Consider the following 17,711-nt stretch of genomic DNA (forward strand, 5'->3'; position numbering starts at 1 on the left):
GGACGGATCATGACCGCACCAATCACTACCCCCACGACCAAAGCCGACCCCTATACCTTGGACCACGGCAGCACGGACTACCGGGTAGACAGGTACGAGTTGGACCTCGACGTCAGGCTGGGCAGCAACAAGCTGATCGGCAAGGCTGTCCTGCGATGCACGGCGCTGGAACCGGCCACGCAGATCGTCCTGGACCTGGTGGGCTTGCGGGCAAGCAAGGTTCAGCTGGACGGCAAGAAGCTGCAGAAGTTCAGCCACAGGGCCGAACACCTCGTGCTGACGCCGGTCTCCCCGCTCAAGGCGGGCCAGCAGTTCTCCCTTGAGATCCGCTACGACGGTAATCCCCAGCCGCGCCGCGGCCTTTGGGGCGATGTCGGCTGGGAAGAACTGAACGACGGCGTACTTGTCGCCGGCCAGCCCAACGGTGCAGCCTCGTGGTTCCCCTGCAACGACCATCCCCGCTACAAATCGAGCTTCCGCATCTCGGTGACCACCGACGACAATTACCGGCCAGTGTGCAACGGCAAGCTTGTCTCGCATTCCCGCAAATCCAGCCGGGAAACGTGGGTTTACGAGCAAGCCGAACCCATGGCCACCTACCTCGCCACGGTGCAGATCGGGCGCTACGTCAAGGTTCCCTTGCACGTGGACGATACCCACCACAGGGTCCCCCAATTCGTGGCAGTCACGCCCGAGATGGCAGTGGACGCCCTCCAGGGCCTGCGGCGGCAGCCGGACATGATGCGCACCTTCGAGGACTGCTTCGGCCCCTATCCGTACGTCGACTACACCTCGGTGGTCACCGAGGACGAGTTGGAAATTCCTCTCGAAGCCCAGACTGTCTCCATCTTTGGCCGAAACCATATGCGCGACACGTGGGATGCACAGCGCCTGATCGCGCACGAGCTTTCCCACCAGTGGTTTGGTAATTCGCTGACGGTTAGCAGTTGGAAAGACATCTGGCTGCATGAAGGCTTTGCCTGCTACGCCGAGTGGTTGTGGTCGGAGGAATCCCGGACCATGACGGTTGCCGCACGCGCAACCGCTGCGTGGAAGAGGCTCGACGCCGGCCCCCAGGACCTGCTCGTCGGCGATCCCGGTCCCGAGCTCATGTTCGACGACCGGGTCTACAAGCGTGGCGCCCTGGCGGTTCATGCTGTGCGGATGGCAGCCGGCGATGAAGCGTTCTTCGGTTTCCTTCAGCATTGGACGGCCGCAAATCGCCACAGCTCAGTGTCAACCGAGACGTTCATTGAGGCCGCGGATTCGTTCATTCCCGGCTTCGATGCCGCGGGAATCCTTCGGCCGTGGCTGTACGAATCGTCCCTGCCGCCACTGCCGTAGTCCTCACACCAGTGCGGTGGCGGCCACGAAACCTTCGGGTAAATTCAGGCCGTCGTCGGTGGCGGCGCTGAGGTCGCGCAAGCCTGGACGATTCAGTACGTCCAAGTCTGCGGGGTTCCGCCGCAGACCTTCCTCGGTCATCTTCAGCCAGGCTTCCTTGCGCGCCCAAAGACGGGCGCGCTGCCTGGTTCGTTCCCCTTCCGGCAACGCGTAGAGGAATCGTTTCTCGTTCCCGCTCAAGGCGACGTCATCAAAGCCACCGAAGCCAACCCCGTCTACCGCTTCAAGGTCCACACCCAGCCGGAGTCCATCCGCTGGATGCACGACGGCGGCCAGCAGCACCCAGCCCGACGCTCTGGAGGCGCTGAGCGCCAGAGGTGCGGGGCCGGCGTCGAGCATGAACCCGGGGCGTCCGTGATCCTGGCCGGTGCCGCACTGCGGGCAACGGTAGTCCGGTATGAGCCGGGCGGGATCCACTTCAAGAAGCGATGCCGCGAAGTGCCACAAGGCGAGCCGGCCCGCAACGAATTCTTGACTGTCTTTGGCGCTGTCGAACCGGAGCGCGCGTTCCGTGGCTGGCTGCCCGAGCTCCTGAAGGAAATCGTTTGGAACACGAACATCAGCAAGCTTGCGCAGCTCATGCACAGGGTTATGCAACAGACCTCCCTCCCAGCGTTGTCTCCAGCAAACTCTAGCCTGACGCTGCTGTGTCCTGTCTCAGACAGCAGTGTTCCCCGCAGCTAAGGGGACGCTGCAGGGAACACTTTGGGCGGCTTAGCCCAGGCGGGCTACTTCACCGAGGTGAGGTAGTTCGCCAGCGTGGGTGTGATGCGCGTGCCTGAGTTGGAGCTGCCACCGTTGGTGTGGATGGCCATGATGGTGTTGGAGCTGTTGTAGACGGGGGCGCCACTTTGCCCGCCGTAGGTGTCCATCTTGTAGTAGACCTTTTCAGTTGTGGTGCTCTCAATGGGGCCGGTCATGGACCACATGGTGCCAAAGGCTTTGTCCCCCGGGTAGCCCCGGACCGTCGTGCTGGTCCCGTTCAGGCTGGCAGTGGTGCCGGTGTAGTTGAGCCACCCGGTGGTGTTGCCAATGGTGCAGTCCAGCTTGATGACTCCCCAGTCTGCGTTGGTGTTGGCCGAATCGATCCACCGCTGGTCCGTGTAGATTTTTGTGGCCCCGCACGTGCCATAAGGATCGGTTGAGCCGTTGCGGCCAGGAGCAACTTTGACGCCCCACGAGTAGTCGGCCTCAGATCCCGTGCCGCCTTCGTGCACACAGTGACCGGCAGTCAGTACCGTGTCATCGGAAATGAGCGCGCCGGAGCAGATGTAGCCACCATTGAATTCAATCTGGACTATGGAACGGTTGGGCGCCGCAGTGGTATTGGTAATCCGGACCCGGCCGTCCGCGCCGATGACAGAGTCCGTGGAAGCGCCGCCGTTCTTGGAGGGTGCGGCAATGGTGTACTTGTCCGCCAACGGCGAGGCGGCGGAACCGGAAACCTGCGACTGGTCGACCGTGTGCGACACGGGCTGCACCTCTGTGGCAGCTACTTGTGGCGTCGTCTCTGACGCTACTGCGGCTCCACCAAGCGACGAGGTCAAAGCCATTACTGCAGCCCCGACAAGCAAAGCAACGTTCTGCTTTTTCATGGGTACCTTTCAAGGGACGGTCCTGAGGAACCGTACGAGGGATGTGATACACATGCTTCACATGTGCATGACAAAACTGTCATGCATGTGTGAATAGTCTGTCAAGATGCTGGGAGTCCAATCTCGATAAAAAGAAATCCCCGAGACCACTAGGTCCCGGGGATCTCAATCGTTCGCGGTAGGGATCAGCGCTGGACTGCTCCGAAGCGCTCAGTTGCGACAGCCACAGCAGCTGCGCGCGCTTCGGAAGCCTCGTCAGCCGTCAGCGTCCGGTCGTCGGCACGGAAGCGCAAGCCGAAGGCGAGGGACTTCTTTCCATCCTCGATACCCGGACCCACATAAACGTCGAACAACGCGACATCTTCAAGAAGTACTCCGGCTCCTTCGCGGAGGGCAGCCAGGACCTGGTCTGCCGGAACGTCCTGCGGGACAACCAAGGCAACATCCTGCGTCGCCACGGGGAATCCCGAGATGTGCTTGGCCACGATCACGTCGGCCGCAGCCTCAAACAACGCTTCCACGTTGACCTCAACAGCTACGGATCGAGCAGGCATATCGTGGGCAGCAAGGAGCTTCGGGTGAAGCTCACCGGCGTAGCCCACCACATCGCCGTTCCGGAGTGCGAGCCGGGCAGCCCGCCCCGGGTGGAATGCCTGGTGACTGCCTTGGCTCACAACCAGTTCCACACCCAGGACATCCGCCATGAGCCGTGCCACGTCCACAGCGTCAGCCCAATCCCAGGCACGCGGCGTATGCGTCGCAGCTGCCGGGGAGTCATGGCCGGTCAGGACAGCGGCGATGTGCAGCGGCTGGTGAGGGACGCCGTCGTACAGTCCATCAAGAACCTCATCGGAAGGCTTGACGCCCAAAGGCGGAATGGACTCCGTACCCAGCTTTTCGCCGGGCAGGAAGACCGAACCGGCCTCATAGACCGCCAGGTCGCGGAAACCGCGCGAGTGGTTGCGACGGGCAACCTCAATCAGGCCCGGCAGGATGGACGCACGGAGGTAGCCGTGTTCCTCGCTGATCGGGTTAGCCAGCTTGAGCGCAGGACGTGCCTCACCCTCGGCGGCAACCCCGAAGGTGTCGTTGGCCGCCTTTGTGACGAACGGGTAGGACAACACCTCGGTGAGTCCGGCGTCAGCCAGTGCCTGGACAACACGGCGCTTCTGCTGCTGGCTGCGACTGAGGCCACGGCCCGGAGGCGCCACCGGAAGAGTCGCCGGGATATTGTCGTAGCCAACAAGCCGGGCGATTTCCTCGGAGAGGTCTTCCTTGGTTTCGAGGTCGTTGCGCCAGCTCGGAGCAGTCACCCGGTAGCCGGTGTCGGACTTTTCCACCACGGCGCCAAGGTCTTCAAGGGACGTGGTGATCTGCTCTTCGGTGAAGTTGATGCCGATACGGGCGGCTGCGAACTCTGCGGGCAGTTCAATGGTCACGGCGTCGGGTGCGGTTCCGACGTCGGTCCCGGCCTCGTCCGCCGTACCACCGGCGAGCTCGACCAGGAGGTCCACTACGCGCTGGGCAGCAATGTCGGCGACATGCCAGTCCACGCCGCGTTCGAAGCGCTTGGAGGCTTCGGACGGAAGCTTGTGCCGGCGGCGTGAGCGCGCAATGGAGACTTCGTCGAAGTGCGCGGCCTCTACCAGGATGTTCGTGGTTGAGTCGGAAACTTCGGTGTGGGCGCCACCCATGACACCAGCGATGCCGATAGCGCCGGAGTCGTCCGTGATCAGCAGGTCCTCGACGTCGAGCGTACGCTCTTTGTCGTCCAGGGTGGTGATCTTCTCCCCCGCCACTGCGCGACGCACCACGATGTCGCCCGCGAGCTTGTCGAGGTCGTAGCAGTGGTTCGGCTGGCCAAGCTCAAGCATGACGTAGTTGGAGATATCAACCGGCAACGAGATGGACCGAACGCCGGCCAAACGAAGGCGCGCGGACATCCACGGCGGAGTAGGACGGGAAGCATCCACGCCGCGGACCGTGCGGGCCACGAAGCGGTCGCAGCCGGGCTTGCCGTAAATCGGTGCGTCGTCGTTGAGCTTGACGCCGTAGCCGCCCTGAAGGCTTGCCGGTGCGCTGACCTTGGAGGCCGGGTCCACGAAGGACGTTCCGGTGGCGTGGGCGTACTCTCGGGCGACACCACGGATGGAGAAGGCGTAGCCGCGGTCCGGCGTGACGTTGATTTCCGCTGCTTGGTCGTACAGGCCCAGCAGTTCCATCGCGTCGGTGCCGATTTCCGGGTCCAGGCCTATACGGGAGAGGACCAGGATGCCGTCGTGGTCATCGCCGATGCCGAGTTCACGGACGGAGGCGATCATGCCCGCAGACAGGTGACCGTAGGTCTTCCGTGCAGAGATCTGGAAGTTTCCGGGCAACACTGCACCAGGGAGGGTGACAACCACTTTGTCGCCCTCAACAAAGTTGTGGGCTCCGCAAATGATGCCCTGAACGCCGGAAGGATCGATGCCTTTGCCGGTGAGGGTCTGCTCCTGGCCCTCCGGAACGACGCGGACCTGACACCAGTTGATGGTCTTGCCGTTGGTCTGCGGTTCCTTGACCAGGCTCAACACCTGACCAACCACAACGGGACCCGTGAGCTCGTCCGTGGGACGGTGAACTTCTTCTTCTTCGAAACCGACCTTGACCAGGTCAGCCATGACGTCTTCGGCCGTTGCATCGGCCGGAACCTGCGCGAATTCACGCAGCCAGGAAAGTGGGATACGCACTGTTAGATCTCCATCCCGAAATGCTCGCTGAAACGTACGTCGCCTTCGATCATGTCGCGCATGTCGCCGACCTCGTTGCGGAACATGAGCGTCCGCTCAATGCCCATGCCGAAGGCAAAACCTGAATAGATGTCCGGATCGATGCCGGCTGCCCGGAGGACATTGGGGTTGACCATGCCGCAGCCGCCCCACTCGATCCAGCGCGGGCCGCCTTTGGCGCCCGGGTGCCAGATGTCCAGTTCCGCGGACGGCTCAGTGAACGGGAAGTAGTTGGGGCGCAGGCGGATGGAGGCTTCGTCGCCGAACATCTGTCGGGCGAAGTGCTCCAGCGTGCCGCGAAGGTCCGCCATGCTCAAATTCTTGTCGATCGCCAGTCCCTCGAACTGGTGGAAGACGGGCGTGTGCGTGGCATCGAATTCGTCAGTACGGAAGACCTTGCCGGGGCACAGCACATAAATGGGAACTTCACGTTCCAGCATGGAGCGAACCTGTACAGGCGACGTGTGGGTGCGCATGAGCAGGTGCGCTTCGGGAGGCTCCACGAAGAACGTGTCCTGCATTTCACGGGCGGGGTGGTCCGGCTTGAAGTTGAGGGCGTCGAAGTTGAACCACTCCGACTCAACCTCGGGGCCTTCTGCGATTTCCCAACCCATGCCAACAAAGATGTCGGAAACCCTGTCCTGAAGCGTGGACAGCGGGTGGCGGGCACCTGCACGGCGACGACGCGGCGCGGCAGTCACATCAACGGTTTCTTCCACCAGGATGCGAGCGTCATTCTCGGCTTCCAGAACTTGGGTCCGGGCTGCGAGCGCCTGGTTGACCCGGCCGCGGGAGGAACCCATGAGTTTGCCGGCGGCGGCCTTGTGCTCCTTGGCGAGGCCACCGATTTCACGGTTGGCCAGGCTCAGGGGCGACTTCTCGCCGGTGTGGGCGAGGCGGACAGCCTTGAGTTCTTCGAGGGAGGAAGCGGCCGCAATAGCGGCAATGGCATCCTCGGCGGCGGCGGTGATGGCGGCTTCATCCAGCGGATTCGGGATGGCAGCGCCTGGCAAAGTGTCAGTCATCTACTGTTCTTAGCTACGAGTCGGGAGCGGCCAGCATGGCAGGCCTGCAAAACTAAAGGGCAGTGCTCACCGCGGACGGCAGGCACTACCCTTCAGTCTAGTTGAACCTCACAGGCGCGATTTAACCGCGTTCGACGGCGGTGCGTCGCCCCCGCTTAGGCGCCCGACGCGGGCGGTGCGGTGGGCGGCGGCGGTACCTGGCCGTCGTCGTGCTGGCCGGGCTGCTGCGCTGGTGGCTGCGGCGGCGCGTATCCCGGCTGTTGCGGAGCATATCCGGCCTGCTCAGGTCCGTAGCCTGGTTGGCCATACGAGGCTGCACCTGCGAGCGCCGGAGCCTGCTGGGCTGCCCTTTTACGCAACAGGACGAACAGCAGAACCAATGCAGCAGCGACTACCAGCACAGCTACGAGGATCCAGATGATCCACATCGGAATTCCGGCGTTGGCCTCGGCCTTGGCTTGGACGGCTGTCTCGCTGATGGACAGCATGTCGAAGGTCGCCGTGTTTCCGTCCACGGTGGCGCCCTTTGCTTCGACTACCTTGCCCGGGAAGGTGAACTTGACGGAGGCTTCGTCGAACATGGACTTCGCCATGGCCGATGCCTGCGGATCGCCGCTGTCCGTTCCCGTCACGCCGCCCATGGAGATGACGTAGAAGTCGCCCTCTTTCTTGAGCTGGAAAGGGTTTTCGGAATTGGACGACTCTGCGAGTTTGGCGGGATCGAGGTTGGCTGCGGTGATCCGTTTGCCTTTGTACTTTTCGTCCTCGTAGTCCACCACGGTGGCGCCTTCGGGGATGTCCATCTGCTGGCTGCCGCTTCCGTTGGACTCCATGAATTCATCGAAGGACTTGTCCCCCAATACCGACTTCTGGATGGCGTAGACAACCTCGTAGTCCACGCTTTTTTCGTTGTTGACCTTCACGGACATGTTGAGCTTGACGCAACCGGTCAGTGCCACCATTACTGCGATCAAGACACCGACGACGCTCATGGCGCGCTTAACGTTCATCTTTCTTTCCCCCATTCGTCCACTGCACCGACGGGTGCTCGAACAGCGTATCCCTGCCGCTCATGCCGTTCCATAGACGACGGGTCTAGCATGGCTTCATGACTCCGGCGCAACGCTTACGGCAGATCGCAAACGTCCTGAACCTGTCCACACCGCTGGGACTGGCGGTAGCAGCAGCGTCCCGTTCCACCGTGTCCCACGGCCCGCGCGGGCTTCTCATCGCTGCCGGGTACAACTGGAAGCTCCCCCACGCCGGCGCCTTCACGCTGGGGAACGTGATCCTGTATCGGGCGCCACACGGTGTGGCTGGAACCAACACTGTGCTCTTGGGGCATGAGGAGCGGCACAGCACTCAGTACGCGTACTGCCTGGGACTTCCTTTCCTTGCCCTCTACGGCGTCGCCGCCGGCTGGTCCATGCTTCGCAGCGGGAATCCGGCGTCGAGAAATTTCTTCGAACGACAGGCCGGACTCGTGGCCGGCGGCTACATTGACACCCATCACCGCCGGCAGGACAGCCCTGCAGGCCAGCGAATCGAGGCCTAAGGATGAACCGAACCATCACTGTTACCGGGACCGCGAGCGCAAAGGCCGTTCCGGACCTTGTGACGTTGACGCTCGGCGTGGAGACGCGGCGGGACACAGCGGCGAAAGCCTATGACGACGCCGGCAAGGCGGCTAACGCTGTCGCAGCCAGTTTGCGGGCAGCAGGTGTTTCCGAGGCAGACGTTCGGACCAGCGGATTGAACCTGCGGGCAGACCTGGTCTGGGTGGAAGGGCAAGGCCAGAAGGTGACGGCATACGTGGCCTCGACCAACCTGCAGGTGGGAATCCGTTCCCAGGCGGATGCTCCCGCTGCTATTGCCGCCGCTGTTGCGGCCGGCGGAGACGACATACGGATCAACGGGATCGAACAGGGCTTTGCGAATGCCTCCTCAGTCACAGCCCAGGCTCAGGAGGCAGCGTGGCAGGATGCCGTGGCCCGAGCCGAGCAGTACGCTTCGCTGGCGTCCTCCCGGCTTGGGAAGGTGGTGTCCATTTCCCAGGAACCCCTGCACGGCGGACCCATTCCCTTGGGCGGCATGGTGAGGGCTTCCTTCACCGCAGAGGCCATGCCCGTGGAGGCTGGAGAGTCGTCAGTCTCAGCCAGCATCAAAGTGGAATGGGAACTTGTTTAGTGGACAGCCCCGGCTGACAATTTCGCATCGGCCTGTGTGTGCAGGGCCGTCCGGACAACGACGGCGATCCCTTCCGCCATCGCTTCCAAAGGCATGGACGGGGTCGGGCTGCCTTCCGGCAACTGTTCCGGCAGATAGGGGACGTGGACGAACCCGCCACGGATGCCGGGCCTGGATGCGAGGGAATGCATCAGCGCGTAAAAGATGTGGTTGCACACGTAGGTTCCGGCAGACTGCGACACCTCACCTTGGATGCCCGCGACCTGAAGGTTCCTGAGCGCGGCCTTGATAGGCAAAGTTGAGAAGTATGCTGCAGGCCCGCCCGGGACCACCTGCTCATCGATGGGGCGCTGGCCCTTGTTGTCCGGAATCCGGGCGTCATCACAATTTATGGCGATTCGTTCCAGGGAAATCCGTCCACGGCCTCCCGCTAAGCCGATACAGACAACAATGTCCGGGTTGTGACGAGCTATGGCCTCGGTGAGGACGGTTACCGACTCCCCAAAGACGCACGGCAGCTCCACGGCTTCAACGGCGATGCCATGGGAGCCGAGCAACTCCCCTGCCCGGCGCGCTGCCAACCACGAAGGATTCACATTGTCCTCGCCAAACGGTTCGAAGCCAGTCAGCAGAATCATGGGCCAACCTTAGCAATGCTCCAACCCTTGTTACTCCGACATAGCTTTCGGAAGCCTTGACAATTGTTCGAACATACATTCGAATGGAGTCCATGAGATGGGACGCACAAGCACTTTCACCTAGTCGTGAACCGGCGTCAAACCAGTGGCATCAAGGCTCCGGGCCCTGCCCCGGCTTTGGATGCCTTGCTGCCGCTTGCCGGGCTTGTGCGTTCCATCTCGACACCCGAATTCTCCGGAGTCACCTTTCATGAGGTCACCGCAAAGTCAGTGCTCAACAAGGTGCCTTCCGGTTCCAACATGCCGTTTGAGTGGACCGTGAATCCCTATCGTGGATGCAGCCATGCCTGCGTCTACTGTTTCGCCCGCAAGAGCCACACTTATTTGGAATTCGACGCCGGGCGGGACTTCGACTCGCAGGTGGTGGTCAAGATCAACGCGGCCGAGGTTCTCCGCAAAGAACTGGCCAAGCCCTCTTGGGAGCGGCCTCAAGTTGCCCTCGGCACCAACACGGACCCCTATCAACGCGCAGAAGGCCGCTACGCCCTCATGCCCGGGATCATCCGGGCCCTCGCAGATTCCGGCACGCCTTTCTCCATCTTGACCAAGGGCACGCTACTGGCGAGGGACATTCCCCTGCTCAAGCACGCCGCTACCCAAGTCCCCGTGGACCTCGGCATCTCGCTGGCCATGACCAACCAGGACCTTGCGGAACTCATTGAGCCTGGAACCCCTTCTCCCAAGGCCCGGCTCAAGCTCATAGCCCGGCTCCGCGACGCCGGCCTGGGCTGTGGCGTCATGGCGATGCCTATCCTGCCGTGGCTCACGGACTCGGACGAGGCACTCGATTCTCTGTTCGCGGAGCTGACCAAGGCGGGCGCCACTGGAGTCACCGCCGGGGCCCTGTACCTGAAGCCCGGAACCCGCGAGTGGTACATGAAATGGTTGGCCGCCCAGCACCCCGAACTGGTGGGCAAGTATCGACGCCTCTACGGCCAAGGCTCCTATGCCTCCAAGGAGTACCGCACGTGGCTCACCGGCAGGATCAGCTACTTCAAGGCGAAGTACGGCTTCACCGGGACGTCGGGATTCAGCCATAGGAATGCTCGCCCTGCGGCGGGGCAGACGACCGCCGCCGTAGGCGCCTCGGCTCCCCTCCCTGGACAACAACCGCTCTTCTAAGGTGAAGCCCTGCCGGCACCAGGACGCCGCTATCCAGTTCGTCGAACTGCCCCGTCCTCACGCGGGAGCGACTACCCGATCAAGCAAAGCCCGAACAATCGGAAGGTCTGCCGGAATCCACGGAAGGCGGAGAGCTTCGTCACAGTCAGCCAACGACACCCAGCGCAGTTCGTCGTGATCTTCCAGCGGCCGTGGCTCACCCGCCGTCAGTTCGGCGAACCATACCCGCATGGACGCGTGCTCATTCAGCGTCCACCCAGCAGTGTTGCCAGAGTCAAGCTCCGGCCCCAGTTGCACTTCAATTCCCAGCTCTTCCGCGAGTTCACGGTGCAGGGCAGCCTCCGCAGCCTCTCCTGTTTCCACCTTGCCGCCCGGAAATTCCCACATACCCGCGAACTGGGGCGGAGCCGTGCGGCGCGCAACAAGAAGGCGGGCGGGGGCTTCGAGGGAGTCGACGACGGCGGCGCCTACGACGTTAATCAGTGCAGTCACCGGAACAGTCTATTGGCACCCGATGAATGGGCATCGTCACATAGCGACGCCAACTCGCGGGGCCCGGGACTAAACTTGTTATCGGATTTTCTCCGCGTTCCCCAGCCCACAAGGCATCCTCAAGAAGCAGGCATATGACTACCACCGTGTCCCCACCCGTCACCGCCAAAGCAGCAAGGAAACACCTTGGCCTGGCCATCCTGGCCTTGGCCATGGGCGGGTTCGCCATCGGTACCACCGAGTTCGCCATGATGGGCCTGTTGAAGGAAATCGAGGAAGGCCTGGGCATCACCACGCCCGAGGCCGGCAACCTCATCTCGGCTTACGCCCTGGGCGTCGTTATCGGCGCTCCGGTCTTCGCTGCCTTCGGAGCGAAGCTTCCAAGAAAACACCTTGCCTTGGGCCTCATGCTGTTCCTGTCCCTGGCGAACCTGACGTCCTTCATCGCACCCGATTACGGCTTCATGCTGCTCTCGCGCTTTGCTTCAGGCCTTCCCCATGGAGCATTCTTCGGCGTGGCAGCCGTCATCGCAGCCGGCCTCGTCGCCCCTACCAAGAGGGGCTGGGCGATCTCCATGGTGATGGCAGGACTCACGGTCTCCAACGTCATCGGCGTGCCTTTGGCCACGTGGGTTGGGCAGACCTTCGGGTGGCGTCTCCTCTTCGTCATTGTGGGCGCCATCGGGCTGCTGACCGTTGCCATGGTGTGGAAGTTCGTCCCCTTCGAGGCGGCCCACCCCGAAGCGAGCATCCGGCGCGAACTTGGAGCCCTCAAGCGGCTCCAAGTTTGGCTGGCGCTGCTGATCGGCATCATTGGATTTGGCGGCTTCTTCGCCGTGTACACGTACATCGCCCACACCATGACGTCCGTGGCTGGAATACCCGAAAACCTGATTCCGGCCGTTGTGGCCCTCTATGGACTGGGCATGGTGGTGGGCAACATCTTCGGTGGGCGCCTGGCAGACAAGTCCGTAATGGGCACCATCTACCGGGTCATGCCGGGAATCGCCGTGGCTCTTGTGGTTTACGCCATTGCTGCGCACTGGGCCTGGGCTGCCTTCATCATGGCGTTCGTGGTTGGGGGTGTGGGCTCCATGCTGACTCCTGCATTGCAGACCCGCCTCCTGGACGCCGCACCGGGCGCTGCATCACTGGCATCCTCGCTGAACCACTCAGCCCTCAACATCGCCAACGCGCTCGGCGCCTTCCTGGGCGGCACCGTAATTGCCTGGGGCTGGGGCTACGTAGCTCCCGCCCTGGTGGGTGCGGTCCTGGCCATCCTGGGCCTGGGAGTGGCTTTGGTGAGCGGTCTGCTGGAGCGCAAAAGGCCGCTGGCCACCTGATCCACATGAAGTACTGGTGTGCGCGAACGGCCAGATAGCCGGATACAACGCAGATGGGCTCCGCCAAAGCGGAGCCCATCTGCGTTTAACCTATGGCGCCAAAACCTAAACCCGAGGCGCCTTCACCCGCTCGATGTCGGGTTCGAGGTAGATGACCCGCGCAATCGGAACGGCCGCGCGGATACGCTGCTCGGCGTCGTCGATCCCCCTGGCAATCTGTTCTCCGGTCTCGGACGCCTCCATGGAGATCTTCGCGGCAACCAGCAATTCTTCCGGACCGAGGTGCAGGGTCTTGAGGTGGATGATGCGGGTGCCGTCAGCTTCCAAAGCCTCGGTAATATGCTGAACATCTTCCTTGGTGGCGGACTCTCCCAGGAGCAGAGACTTGGTTTCCAGAGCCAGGACCACGGCGATGGCTACCAGCAGGAGGCCGATCATTGCGGTGCCGAGTGCATCCCAGACCCCGTCACCGGTAATCAGCGTCATACTCACGCCGAAGAGTGCGAAGATCAGGCCAAGCAAAGCGCCAAAGTCCTCCAGGAGGATCACCGGCAGTTCAGGCTGTTTGGCGTTGCGGACAAATTTCACCCACGACTGCTTGCCGCGGATGTGGTTCGACTCGATGATCGCGGTGCGGAACGAGAACGACTCGGCAATGATGGCACCGACCAGGACAGCCAACGGCACCCACCAGAAAGCTCCCTCAATACCGTGCGGGTGCTGGAACTTCTCCCAGGCCTCGTATAGGGCAAACAGGCCGCCGACGCTGAACAGCACGATGGAGACAATGAACGCGTAGATGTACCGCTCGCGGCCATAGCCAAACGGGTGCTCCGGGCTGGCTGCCCGCTTGGCGCGCTTTCCTCCCACGAGCAGCAGGATCTGGTTACCGGAGTCAGCCACCGAGTGGATGGCTTCTGCGAGCATGGACGATGACGCTGTCAGGAAAAATGCAACGAACTTCAATACAGCGATGGTCAAATTGGCGGCAAGGGCCGCCACAATCGCTTTGGTACCGCCACCTGCAGCCACGAAAGCTTCACCTCTTCGGGTTCGGGAAAGATTGGAATTGGCCAAGAAGAGTCGTCATCGTCTGATCTTGCATGCAATACCGTACCCGGCGATGCGCTGTTTACACATTCCCCACTCGGACGCCTTGCTGGGAGCGTGCGCTGGCGTAAAGGCACACAGTGGCGGCCGTACCCAGGTTCAGGCTCTCAGCGGCCCCATAGACCGGCACCGCCACGCGATGATCAGCCAGTGCAAGCTCCGCATCCGACAAACCCTGTGCTTCGTTGCCGAACAGCCATGCTGTTGGAGACTCAAGCGCATAGTCCGAAGCTACGGATTCATTCCCAAGTCTCCGCGCCGCATTCTCGTCCTGCAGTTTGTCCAGGTTGACGGTTCCATAGCCGTCCGCAGCCAGGACCCCGATACCGCGTTCCCGGCAGCGTGCTACCAAATCTTCAACATCGGCCCCCAGCACAACCGGCAGGTGGAAGAGAGAGCCCGCTGTTGAACGGACAGCCTTGGGGTTGTAGATGTCCACGCTCGAGCCTGTAAGGATAACCGCGTCAGCGCCGGCAGCATCGGCTGCTCGCAGGACGGTACCGGCGTTACCGGGGTCGCGCACCTGGCACATGACCGCGATCAAGCGGGGACCGGCGTCGAGCACTGCATCCAGGCTCACGTCCACGAAGCTGCACACAGCCACAATCCCCTGTGGATTGACGGTGTCAGCCATGGCTGCGAGGACCTCGTCACTTGCAAGCCGGAGCAGCGTTTCCTGTGCCAGGTCGGCAAGTTCGGGAAGGCGCTCAAGGCACGTTTCGCTGGCGAAAACTTCATGCACGACGGCGGGTCGTCCGGCCGCACTGCGCTCACGGTGCAGGGTCAAAGCCTCACGCACCGCTTGCGGACCCTCTGCCAGAAAGCGTCCGCGTTTTAAACGCGCCGGGCGCCCGGCAAGCTTGGCGACGTCCCTCACCCGATCAGCTCGGGGGTTGGTCATCGGAAAGTCTTGCGGGCGCCCGGTTTCGTTCATATAAAGAACTTTAGTGGCAGTTGCGACTAGTTCTTGATCTGCTGGCGGGCTTCGCCACCTGCAGGCTCAAAGCCGGCAGCCTTTGCAGCCTCAACGGTGGAGAACCAGTACTCAGCAGCAGTGGTGTTGTACCAGGTGGAACCCGGAACGTGGTACTTCTTGGACTCGGCGTTGCCCTTGATGGCATAGCCTTCCGGAGCCTCGTCGCCATCAGCAGCAACTGCGCCGTCGATAGCCGGCTTCTCGGAAACAACAGCCTTGACAGCCGTTGCGGTGGCAGCAGCCGGAGCAACCTTCGCAGCCTTGGGAGCAGCAGCAACGGCCGGCGCGGAGGTGTCAGCCGGAAGTGCAGCCTTGGCAATGTTTACCAGAGCGGCGAAAGCGTTGGCGTCGGAGACAGCCAGCTCGGCCAGCATGCGGCGGTCAACCTCAACCTCAGCGGCCTTGAGGCCCTGGATCAAACGGTTGTAGGTGAGGCCATTGGCGCGGGATGCAGCATTGATGCGCTGGATCCAGAGGCGACGGAAGTCACCCTTCTTCTTGCGGCGGTCGCCGTAGCTGTACACAAACGAGTGCAGCAGCTGCTCTTTGGCCTTGCGGTACAGGCGCGAACGCTGTCCGCGGTAACCCTTTGCGCGTTCGAGGACAACCCGGCGCTTCTTGTGGGCGTTTACCGCCCGCTTCACACGTGCCACGTGCGTACTCCTTCAGAAATCTTTATCCCAAGCTGCTACTACCGGAAACCCGGCCGGCCTGAGAAGGCTTTTGGTGTAGTCGGTCCCTGCCGGATGGCAGTAACCAAAGAACTTGGAACTTAGACGCCGAGCATCTTCTTGATGACCTTGGCATCGCCCTTGAAGACGAGCTTGTCGCCGGCGAGGCGACGGGTCAACCTGGAGGACTTGTGCTCAAGGTAGTGACGGCGGTTGGCCTGCTGACGCTTCAGCTTGCCGGTACCGGTCAGCTTGAAGCGCTTCTTAGCACCGCTGTGGGTCTTCATCTTCGGCATGGGAACCGATCTCCTTACGTATCCACGGACGAGTCCGCGATTCTTTCGCGCAGCCGGCCTACGAGGGCCGGCGTGCTGGTTGCTTGCCGATGGAGGCGGGGCCTCCTCGGCGTTGAACTAGTTGGTCTTGCGTGATGCAGGCTTCGGCGCAGCCTTGGGGGCCGCCGGCCGAGCTGCCGGCTTGGGAGCCGCAGGCTTGGCGACGGGCTTCGGAGCCGAAGGAACTGCAGGCTTCGGGGCGGCTGCCGGAACAGCTGGCTTCGGAGCCGCTTCTGCCGGTGCTGCCTTGGCGGCCGGTGCAGCCTTCGCCGGCGCAGGCGCTGCCTTGGCCGGAGCTGCCTTGGCTGCAGGAGCCTCGACCACGGGTGCTTTTTCAACAACCGGAGCAGGAGCTTCTTCAACAACCGGAGCTTCCTCAGCAACGGGGGCCTCTTCGGCAGCCGGAGCTTCCTCAGCAACGGGAGCTTCCTCAGCAACGGGAGCTTCCTCAGCAACCGTTGCCTGGGCCTCGGGGGCTTCGACAGTGTCCTGCGTGGTCTCCTCTTCGGTGACCTTGAAGCCCTCGGGAAGAAGGTCGGCGAGGCTCTGCGTCAGAGGAGCCTGCTCGCCCATGGTGTCGACACGTCCCGATGCCTTGGCCTCATTCTGCGCCTTGGCTTCAGCACGCTGCGTAGCGCGGCGGGCTTCAGCCTTGGCTTCAGCCTTGTTCTTCAGCGGTCCGATTACCATGACCATGTTGCGGCCATCGATACGCGGGCTGGACTCGATGATGCCAACCTCGGCAACGTCTTCAGCAAAACGCTGCAGCAGGCGGATACCCATCTCTGGACGCTGCTGCTCACGACCGCGGAACTGGATCATGGCCTTGACCTTGTCACCGGCGCCCAGGAACCGAAGTGCGTGACCGCGCTTGGTTTCGTAGTCGTGCTTGTCGATCTTAAGGCGGAAGCGAATTTCCTTCAGAACCGTGTTGGTCTGGTTCTTGCGGGCCTCGCGGGCCTTCACGGCAGCTTCGTACTTGTACTTGCCGAAGTCCATCAACTTGCAAACAGGAGGCTTAGCCTGCGGGGCAACTTCAACGAGATCAAGATCGGACTCGGCAGCAAGACGCAGGGCGTCCTCAATGCGGACAATTCCTACCTGTTCGCCGGCAGGACCGACCAACCGCACCTCGGGGACGCGGATACGCTCATTGATTCTTGGCTCGCTAATGTTAAAGCTCCTGTGGTTGTGGTGATGTCACCGGCAAAAAGAGAAGGCCCCCAATTGCTGGTGCAATCGAAGGCCTCGAAGATCGGCTGCACCTCCCGTGGGAAGTACGCACCCCCGGAAGCAATGCCTCCAGTAGTGTCCGACCAGGTACCCGGCAACCTCTTGTCCCGAAAGGGATCCTGTCCCCGAAGGGAACGGCTGACGCGGGTGGGAGAGAACTCCGCTTGCAAACTGAAAGTCAATCCTACAGAAACAACCCGCCAAGCGCACATTGCGGAAGGCGGGAGCAAGAACTGCAGATGTTGACTGTGAATAACGACTTCCAGTCGGTCTGTGACAAGCTTACCAGTATGAGCACTGAAGACAGCAATCCCCGTAACTCCTATGGGGAAGACGCCTCCCCCGCCGTTGATGCCGGAGTGTCCCAGCAGATCCGTGACATCGCTGAAGTTCCCGCCGTGGAAGTCATTACGACGGGCGCCGTTCACCTCATGAGCGCGGCCGCCGTCAAAGTGGGTCTGGCCGATGATCCCAATGCCGAGGACCTCAAGGACTTGGACGAAGCCCGCAAGCTCATCACGGCCCTCGCCGGCCTGGTGTCAGCAGCTGCCCCGGAAATCGGTTCACAGCACGCCGGCCCGTTGCGCGATGGTTTGCGTTCACTGCAGCTGGCATTCCGCGAAGCTTCACTCATTCCTGACGCCCCGGGCAAGGGCCCGGGCGAGAAGTTCACCGGACCGGTGAACTAGCCCCAACTACCGCAAGATTCAACGACGGCGGGTCGACCACGTGTGGTCGGCCCGCCGTCGTTG

At 62.2% G+C, this 17,711-nt stretch carries 17 protein-coding genes and 1 pseudogene; 6 read left to right on the top strand and 12 right to left on the bottom strand.

The annotated features are described in order from the left end of the window. Positions 1-9 precede the first annotated feature (9 nt). The gene (locus AC0J5Z_RS15635; RefSeq protein WP_475033908.1) at positions 10-1,344 is read left to right on the top strand and encodes a M1 family metallopeptidase; all 1,335 of its coding nucleotides are present in this window, start codon (positions 10-12) and stop codon (positions 1,342-1,344) included. 3 nt (positions 1,345-1,347) lie between these two features. On the opposite strand, the gene AC0J5Z_RS15640 is transcribed toward AC0J5Z_RS15635, so the two are convergent. From AC0J5Z_RS15640 to AC0J5Z_RS15660, 5 genes are all read right to left on the bottom strand, one after another. Further along, a complete protein-coding gene (locus AC0J5Z_RS15640; RefSeq protein WP_475033913.1) occupies positions 1,348-2,001 on the bottom strand; it encodes a 4'-phosphopantetheinyl transferase family protein in 654 nt (217 codons plus the stop codon). A gap of 131 nt (positions 2,002-2,132) precedes the next feature. Continuing rightward, positions 2,133-2,999, bottom strand: coding sequence for a trypsin-like serine peptidase (locus AC0J5Z_RS15645; protein ID WP_475033916.1), 867 nt, complete (start codon positions 2,997-2,999; stop codon positions 2,133-2,135). A 185-nt stretch (positions 3,000-3,184) separates the two neighbouring features. Continuing rightward, complete coding sequence (gene pheT, locus AC0J5Z_RS15650; RefSeq protein ID WP_475033918.1) at positions 3,185-5,728, bottom strand: phenylalanine--tRNA ligase subunit beta; 2,544 nt, start codon at positions 5,726-5,728, stop codon at positions 3,185-3,187. Positions 5,729-5,730: 2 nt separating this feature from the next. After that, positions 5,731-6,792: a phenylalanine--tRNA ligase subunit alpha gene (pheS, locus tag AC0J5Z_RS15655; RefSeq protein WP_475033921.1), complete on the bottom strand. Its 1,062-nt coding sequence runs from the start codon at positions 6,790-6,792 to the stop codon at positions 5,731-5,733. 155 nt (positions 6,793-6,947) lie between these two features. Then, positions 6,948-7,802, bottom strand: coding sequence for an LppM family (lipo)protein (locus AC0J5Z_RS15660; RefSeq protein ID WP_475033925.1), 855 nt, complete (start codon positions 7,800-7,802; stop codon positions 6,948-6,950). A gap of 98 nt (positions 7,803-7,900) precedes the next feature. On the opposite strand from AC0J5Z_RS15660, the gene AC0J5Z_RS15665 reads away from it, so the two are divergent. Together AC0J5Z_RS15665 and AC0J5Z_RS15670 are read left to right on the top strand one after the other, a co-directional pair. Beyond that, positions 7,901-8,347, top strand: a complete 447-nt coding sequence (locus tag AC0J5Z_RS15665; protein WP_475033928.1) for a hypothetical protein — start codon at positions 7,901-7,903, stop codon at positions 8,345-8,347. A gap of 2 nt (positions 8,348-8,349) precedes the next feature. Then, complete coding sequence (locus AC0J5Z_RS15670) at positions 8,350-8,979, top strand: SIMPL domain-containing protein (RefSeq protein ID WP_475033930.1); 630 nt, start codon at positions 8,350-8,352, stop codon at positions 8,977-8,979. Here the strand turns inward: AC0J5Z_RS15670 and pcp are convergent. Next, positions 8,976-9,617, bottom strand: coding sequence for a pyroglutamyl-peptidase I (gene pcp, locus AC0J5Z_RS15675; protein ID WP_475033932.1), 642 nt, complete (start codon positions 9,615-9,617; stop codon positions 8,976-8,978). The genes AC0J5Z_RS15670 and pcp overlap by 4 nt on opposite strands. Before the next feature lie 92 nt (positions 9,618-9,709). Between pcp and AC0J5Z_RS15680 the strand changes: the two are divergent. Next, a pseudogene (locus tag AC0J5Z_RS15680) lies at positions 9,710-10,799 on the top strand (Rv2578c family radical SAM protein). A gap of 57 nt (positions 10,800-10,856) precedes the next feature. Here AC0J5Z_RS15680 and AC0J5Z_RS15685 read toward each other — a convergent pair. After that, positions 10,857-11,291: a (deoxy)nucleoside triphosphate pyrophosphohydrolase gene (locus AC0J5Z_RS15685; protein WP_475033934.1), complete on the bottom strand. Its 435-nt coding sequence runs from the start codon at positions 11,289-11,291 to the stop codon at positions 10,857-10,859. Positions 11,292-11,425: 134 nt separating this feature from the next. On the opposite strand from AC0J5Z_RS15685, the gene AC0J5Z_RS15690 reads away from it, so the two are divergent. Then, the gene (locus AC0J5Z_RS15690) at positions 11,426-12,634 is read left to right on the top strand and encodes an MFS transporter (RefSeq protein ID WP_475033936.1); all 1,209 of its coding nucleotides are present in this window, start codon (positions 11,426-11,428) and stop codon (positions 12,632-12,634) included. Between the two features lie 105 nt (positions 12,635-12,739). Here the strand turns inward: AC0J5Z_RS15690 and AC0J5Z_RS15695 are convergent, their stop codons facing one another. From AC0J5Z_RS15695 to infC, 5 genes are all read right to left on the bottom strand, one after another. After that, entirely contained in the window at positions 12,740-13,666 is a 927-nt protein-coding gene (locus tag AC0J5Z_RS15695) for a cation diffusion facilitator family transporter (RefSeq protein WP_475033938.1), read from the bottom strand. Between the two features lie 100 nt (positions 13,667-13,766). Then, the gene (locus AC0J5Z_RS15700) at positions 13,767-14,678 is read right to left on the bottom strand and encodes a TrmH family RNA methyltransferase (protein ID WP_475033940.1); all 912 of its coding nucleotides are present in this window, start codon (positions 14,676-14,678) and stop codon (positions 13,767-13,769) included. A gap of 26 nt (positions 14,679-14,704) precedes the next feature. After that, a complete protein-coding gene (gene rplT, locus AC0J5Z_RS15705) occupies positions 14,705-15,373 on the bottom strand; it encodes a 50S ribosomal protein L20, sunset domain variant (RefSeq protein ID WP_475033943.1) in 669 nt (222 codons plus the stop codon). Positions 15,374-15,492: 119 nt separating this feature from the next. Further along, on the bottom strand, positions 15,493-15,687 hold the full coding sequence (rpmI, locus tag AC0J5Z_RS15710) for a 50S ribosomal protein L35 (protein WP_011774324.1): 195 nt from the start codon (positions 15,685-15,687) through the stop codon (positions 15,493-15,495). Between the two features lie 117 nt (positions 15,688-15,804). Next, on the bottom strand, positions 15,805-16,899 hold the full coding sequence (gene infC, locus AC0J5Z_RS15715; protein ID WP_475039736.1) for a translation initiation factor IF-3: 1,095 nt from the start codon (positions 16,897-16,899) through the stop codon (positions 15,805-15,807). A gap of 350 nt (positions 16,900-17,249) precedes the next feature. Between infC and AC0J5Z_RS15720 the strand changes: the two genes are divergently transcribed. Then, entirely contained in the window at positions 17,250-17,648 is a 399-nt protein-coding gene (locus AC0J5Z_RS15720) for a DUF1844 domain-containing protein (RefSeq protein WP_475033946.1), read from the top strand. The last annotated feature ends 63 nt before the right edge of the window (positions 17,649-17,711 follow it).

Source organism: Paenarthrobacter sp. TRD_SC_7, assembly GCF_056156245.1.